At 72.5% G+C, this 5,960-nt stretch carries 6 protein-coding genes; all 6 read right to left on the bottom strand.

What is annotated here, in order from left to right:
* Window positions 1-480: 480 nt before the first annotated feature.
* The 6 genes from aroQ to mltG all read right to left on the bottom strand — a co-directional run bounded on the left by aroQ (window position 481) and on the right by mltG (window position 5,835).
* Window positions 481-927, bottom strand: a complete 447-nt coding sequence (gene aroQ / locus ACWEV0_RS35420; RefSeq protein WP_453153925.1) for a type II 3-dehydroquinate dehydratase — start codon at window positions 925-927, stop codon at window positions 481-483.
* Window positions 924-2,018: a 3-dehydroquinate synthase gene (gene aroB, locus ACWEV0_RS35415; protein ID WP_453153924.1), complete on the bottom strand. Its 1,095-nt coding sequence runs from the start codon at window positions 2,016-2,018 to the stop codon at window positions 924-926. Before aroB ends, aroQ begins: the two co-directional genes overlap by 4 nt.
* A complete protein-coding gene (locus tag ACWEV0_RS35410; RefSeq protein WP_453153923.1) occupies window positions 2,015-2,533 on the bottom strand; it encodes a shikimate kinase in 519 nt (172 codons plus the stop codon). Before ACWEV0_RS35410 ends, aroB begins: the two co-directional genes overlap by 4 nt.
* Entirely contained in the window at window positions 2,530-3,714 is a 1,185-nt protein-coding gene (gene aroC / locus ACWEV0_RS35405; RefSeq protein ID WP_451610924.1) for a chorismate synthase, read from the bottom strand. Before aroC ends, ACWEV0_RS35410 begins: the two co-directional genes overlap by 4 nt.
* Before the next feature lie 236 nt (window positions 3,715-3,950).
* A complete protein-coding gene (locus tag ACWEV0_RS35400; RefSeq protein ID WP_453153922.1) occupies window positions 3,951-4,778 on the bottom strand; it encodes a shikimate dehydrogenase in 828 nt (275 codons plus the stop codon).
* Window position 4,779: 1 nt separating this feature from the next.
* On the bottom strand, window positions 4,780-5,835 hold the full coding sequence (gene mltG / locus ACWEV0_RS35395; protein ID WP_453153921.1) for an endolytic transglycosylase MltG: 1,056 nt from the start codon (window positions 5,833-5,835) through the stop codon (window positions 4,780-4,782).
* Window positions 5,836-5,960: the final 125 nt, after the last annotated feature.

Here is a 5,960-nt window from a genome sequence, read left to right as displayed (position 1 = left end):
CGGACCCCCACCGACAACATACGCGACAGGAAAGAACAAAACCGGGGTGCACTGCGGCCCCGGCACCGGCGGGTGGGGCCCATGGGCCGGCACGCCGGGGCCGGGGGCCTGCGGGTGGTGAGCCGGTGCGCCGGGGGCGGGGGCCTGCGGGTGATGGGCCGGCGCGCCGGGAGCGGGCGCCTGCGGATGGTGAGTCGGTACGCCAGGGGCGGGGGCCTGGGGGTGGTGGGCCGGCGCGCCGGGAGCGGGCGCCTGCGGGTGATGGGCCGGCGCGCCGGGGGCCGGCGCCTGGGGGCCGTGCGGCAGTCCCACCGGGTGACCCACCGGTACCTGCGGCGGCAGCGGAGCCCCCATCCCGTGCTGCATGCGGTGCCACTCCGTCTCGTCCGCCGTCAGTTCCGTTGCCGGAACGTTACCGCCCCCGGCTTCCGCAAGGGAAACGGCCGGGGGCGGCTGAAGGTGCCCGGGAGGGCGGGACGGTCAGGCGTCCAGTTCCTCCACGAGCGCGCGCAGGGCGAGCCGGTAGGAGCCGATGCCGAAGCCGGCGACGGTCCCGGTGGCCACCGAGGCGACCACCGAGGTGTGCCGGAACTCCTCACGCGTGTACGGGTTCGAGATGTGCACCTCGATCAGCGGCGCCGTGCGCTGGGCGGCCGCGTCGCGCATCCCGTACGAGTAGTGGGTGAAGGCGCCCGGGTTCAGGACGACCGGGATCGAACCGTCGGCGGCCTCGTGCAGCCAGCGGATCATCTCGCCCTCGTCGTTGGTCTCGCGCACCTCGACGTCGAGGCCCAGCTGCTCGCCGAGGCTCCGGCAGGACTCGACGAGCCCCTTGTAGGAGGTGGCGCCGTAGATGTCGGGCTCGCGGGAGCCGAGCCGGCCCAGGTTGGGACCGTTCAGGACGAGGACGCGACGCGGTTCGGTCACGCGGCCACCTCGCCGTAGGCGGCGAGCAGGATGGCCGGGTCGGGGCCCTCCAGGACGGTGGGCTTGGCGAGGCCGTCGAGGACGATGAAGCGCAGCAGGTCGCCGCGGGACTTCTTGTCGACCTTCATGGTCTCCAGGAGCTTGGGCCACTGGTCGTAGCGGTAGGTGAGCGGCAGTCCGACGGACTCCAGGACGGCGCGGTGCCGGTCGGCGGTGGCGTCGTCGAGGCGGCCGGCGAGCCGGCCGAGCTCGGCGGCGAAGAGCATGCCGACCGAGACGGCGGCGCCGTGGCGCCACTTGTACCGCTCGTTCTTCTCGATGGCGTGCGCGAGGGTGTGCCCGTAGTTGAGGATCTCGCGGCGGCCGGCCTCCTTGAGGTCGCCGGAGACGACCTCGGCCTTGACCTTGATCGACCGCACGATCAGCTCGGCGGTGTGCGGGCCGGCCGGGGTGCGGGCGGCCTGCGGGTCGGCCTCGATCAGGTCGAGGATGACCGGGTCGGCGATGAAGCCAGCCTTGATGATCTCGGCGAGGCCGGAGACGTAGTCGTTGACCGGCAGCGAGTCGAGCGCGGCCAGGTCGCAGAGCACGCCGGCCGGCGGGTGGAAGGCGCCGACGAGGTTCTTGCCCTCGGCGGTGTTGATGCCGGTCTTGCCGCCGACGGCCGCGTCGACCATGCCGAGCACGGTGGTCGGCACGGCGATCCAGCGCACGCCGCGCAGCCAGGTCGCGGCGACGAAGCCGGCCAGGTCGGTGGTGGCGCCGCCGCCGACGCCGACGATGACGTCGCTGCGGGTGAAGCCGGTCTGGCCGAGGGCCTTCCAGCAGTAGGCGGCGACCTCGGCGGTCTTGGCCTCCTCGGCGTTGGGCACCTGGATGGCGACGGCCTCGTAGCCCTGGTCCGCGAGGTCGGCGCGCAGCGCCTCGCCGGTCTCGGCGAGCGCCTCGGGGTGGATCACCGCGACGCGCTTGGCGCCGGCGCCGATCAGCCCGGCGAGGTCGCCGAGCAGCTGCCGGCCGACCAGCACCTCGTACGGATCGGTGCCCGCGGAGCCGCCGACCTGGATACGGGTCACTTCCTGGTCCGTCATACGTTCTTCAACTCCAGTGCGTCGAGGACCGCCTGGGCGACCTCTTCGGGGGTGCGCTCGTCGGTGGCGACGACGACGCTCGCGACTTCTTCGTACAGATGGCGGCGCGCGTCCATCAGCTCGCGCCACTGGCGGCGCGGGTTGACGGCGAGCAGCGGCCGGGCGGCGCCGAGTCCGACGCGGCGGACGGCCGCCTCGACGTCCATGGAGAGGTACGCGACGGGCAGCGGGGCGAGCAGGGCGCGGGTGCCGGCGTCGAGCACGGCTCCGCCGCCGAGCGCGAGGATGCCCTCGTGCTCGGCGACGGCGGTGCGGACGGCTTCCCGCTCCAGGGCGCGGAAGTGGTCCTCGCCGTCCTCGACGAAGATGTCCGCGATCTCGCGCCCCTCGGTGGCGACGATGTCCGCGTCGGTGTCCCGGTAGGCGGCGCCGAGCCGTTCGGCGAGCAGCGCGCCCACCGTGGACTTGCCGGAGCCCATGGGGCCGACGAGGACGACGAGGGGTCCGCCGGTCACCGGATGTGCAGGTTGTCGAGGTACGACTGGACGTTGCGGCGGGTCTCGGGGACGCTGTCGCCGCCGAACTTCTCCACGACGGCGTCCGCGAGGACGAGCGCGACCATGGCCTCGGCGACGATGCCGGCGGCCGGGACGGCGCAGACGTCGGAGCGCTGGTGGTGGGCGGCGGCGGCCTCGCCGGTGGCGACGTCGACGGTGGCGAGGGCGCGCGGGACGGTCGCGATGGGCTTCATCGCGGCGCGTACGCGCAGCAGCTCACCGGTGGTCAGGCCGCCCTCGGTGCCGCCGGCGCGGCCGGAGGTGCGCTTGATGCCGTCCGGGCCCTTGACGATCTCGTCGTGGGCCTTCGAACCGGGCACGCGGGCGAGGTCGAAGCCGTCGCCGACCTCGACGCCCTTGATGGCCTGGATGCCCATGAGCGCGGCGGCGAGCCGCGCGTCGAGGCGGCGGTCCCAGTGGACGTGCGAGCCGAGGCCGACGGGCACGCCGTACGCGAGGACCTCGACGACGCCGCCGAGGGTGTCGCCGTCCTTGTGGGCCTGGTCGATCTCGGCGACCATCGCCTTCGACGCGTCGGCGTCGAGGCAGCGCACCGGGTCGGCGTCGAGCCGCTCGACGTCGGCCGGCGTCGGGTAGACCCCGTACGGCGCCTTCGCGGCAGCCAGCTCCACGACGTGCGAAACGATCTCGATGCCGGCCGCCTCCTTCAGGAAGGAGCGGGCCACGGCGCCGAGCGCGACGCGGGCCGCGGTCTCCCGGGCGCTGGCGCGCTCCAGGATCGGCCGGGCCTCGTCGAAGCCGTACTTCTGCATGCCGGCGAGGTCGGCGTGGCCGGGGCGCGGGCGGGTCAGGGGCGCGTTGCGGCCCGTCTCCTTGAGCTCCGCGGGGTCGACCGGGTCGGCCGACATGACCTTCTCCCACTTGGGCCACTCGGTGTTGCCGACCATGACCGCGATCGGCGAGCCGAGCGAGAGGCCGTGCCGGACGCCGCCGAGGAAGGTGACCTCGTCCTGCTCGAACTTCATGCGGGCACCGCGCCCATAGCCGAGGCGCCGCCGTGCGAGATGGTCCGCCACCAGCTCCGTGGTGACCGGAACGCCTGCCGGAAGTCCTTCAAGGGTCGCGACCAGCGCGGGGCCGTGCGACTCCCCCGCCGTCAGCCAACGCAACCTGCTCAACGATGCTCCTCATGCTCGCGCCTGGGCACTGCGGCGCGACCCGGGTGCGCGGCCCCGGTCCGCCGTACCCGATCCTTTCACGTCCGCGCCGCCGATCGATCGTCGGTCCACTGGTCGGAACGCAAGTCTCGCGTGGCGAGCGCCACAGTCATGTCAGGACACGGCCGGAAACGTCAGACCGGGGCAGGGAACGTCAGAACCGGGTGGGCATCCGGGCGGGCGGACGCCGGCGCGCGTCAGCGCTCGCCGAGCGCCTGCTCCCCCGCCGCCCGCATTGCCGCGAGCGGCCCGGGCGCCCGTCCGGTCATCTGCTCGACCTGGAGCACCGCCTGGTGGACGAGCAGGTCGAGCCCGCCGACCACCTTGCCGCCGCGCGCCGACCAGGCGGCCGCGATCCGGGTCGGCCACGGGTCGTACAGCACGTCGAAGAGGGTGCCGGGCGCGTCGGGGACGGCCGCGGCCAGCGCGTCGGTGGTCCCGGCGGGCGTGGTGGCGACCACCAGCGGCGCTGCGAACGCCTCGGCCGCGTCCTCCCAGGCCGCGGTGCGCACGTCGACGCCGAGCCGCTCGCCCCAGCCGCGCATCTCCTCGGCCCGCGCCTCGCTCCGTACGTACGCGGTGACCGGCCCCGAGCAGATCCGCGCGAGCGCGGCCAGCGCCGAGGAGGCGGTGGCGCCGGCCCCGAGGACCGCCGCCGAGTCGACCTTCTCGACGCCCCGCTCGCGCAGCGCGGCGACCATGCCGGGGATGTCGGTGTTGTCGCCGGTCCGGCGGCCGTCCTCGGTGAGGACGACCGTGTTGACGGCCTCCACGGAGGCCGCGGTGTCGGTGATCTCGTCGAGCAGCGGGATGATCGCCCGCTTGAGCGGCATCGTGAGCGAGAGCCCCGCCCACGACGCGTCGAGCTCCCGCACGAAGCCGGGGAGCGCGGCCTCGTCGACCTCGAAGCGGTCGTACGACCAGTCGTCGAGGCCGAGCTCCCGGTAGGCGGCCCGGTGCAGGACCGGGGAGAGCGAGTGGGCGATGGGCGAGCCGAGCACGGCCGCCCGTCGGCTGGTGGTCATCTCAGTTTCCCGCGTTGAACTTCTCGACGAGCCTGTCGTGCTCGGCGAGGGTCTTGGCGAATTCGGTCTTGTTCATGCCGTCGGTGGCGACGAAGTACATCCAGCCGTCCTTCGTCGGGTTCATCGCGGCCACCAGGGCTTCCTTGCCCGGGTTGTCGATCGGCCCGGGCGTCAGGCCCTTCTGCCGGTAGGTGTTGTACGGGTCGGGGTTGTTCAGGATCTCCTTGCGGGTGATCTTGATCTTGCTCTGACCCATCAGGTAGTTGTACGTCGAGTCGAACTGCAGGAGCTGGTAGGTCTCCTTGTTCTCCGGGCTGAGGCGGTTGTAGACGACCTCGGCCATCTTGGTGAAGTCGTCGTGGGTCTTGCCCTCGGCCTGCACCAGGCTGGCGAGGGTCAGCAGCTCCCACGGGCCCTTGAGCCCGAGGTCCTTCGCCTTCGACTCCAGGTCGAGCGTGGTGTACTCGGCGTTCGAGCGCGCGACCATCTTGCGGAGCACGTCCTCGGGCTTGTTGCCCTTGGCGACCGGATAGCTCGACGGGAAGAGGAAGCCCTCCAGCGGGTCCTTCACGTTCTCGTGGTCCTTGGCCCAGTCGGGCAGGCCGAGGCTGTTCGCCTGTTTGACGGCGATGTCCTTGGTGGTGCCCGGTTTGAGGTCGAGCCGCTTGTCGATCTGCTCGTAGACCCAGGCGTTGCGCTTGCCCTCGGGGATGACGAAGTTGGCCTGGCTCACCGGGCTCAGCATGAGAGCCACCGCGCTCTCGGCCGACATCCCCTTCCTCAAGGTGTAGACGCCGGCCTGGATGGCGAGGCCCTTGGGGTTCTTCTGCTGGGCCGACACGAAGGCGTCGACGCTCTTGACCACGCCGGCCTTCTTGAGGATGTTGCCGATCTCGTAGCCGCCGGCGGCGTTCGGGATCTCGACCTGGACGTCGCCGCTGCCCTCGCCCGCGTAGTCGGGGGCCGCGCCGAACTTGCCCTGGTAGAACTTGTAGCCGACGTAGCCGAGTCCGCCCACGCCGCCCAGGATGACGGCGGCGACCACCAGGCACGCCATGCCGTTCTTGGCCTTGCGGCCCTTGTTGCCCTTGCCGGACTTGCCGCCGCGAGTACTGGGTCGTCCACGTAGGTGTCGTCGTCCTCGTCGTCGCGGCCGTCGTCGCCGGTGAAGAAGGGGTGGGT

This window comes from Streptomyces sp. NPDC003943, from assembly GCF_053605265.1.
The sequence above is the reverse complement of the archived record's forward strand: the minus strand, read 5'-3'. Positions and strand labels throughout refer to the sequence as shown.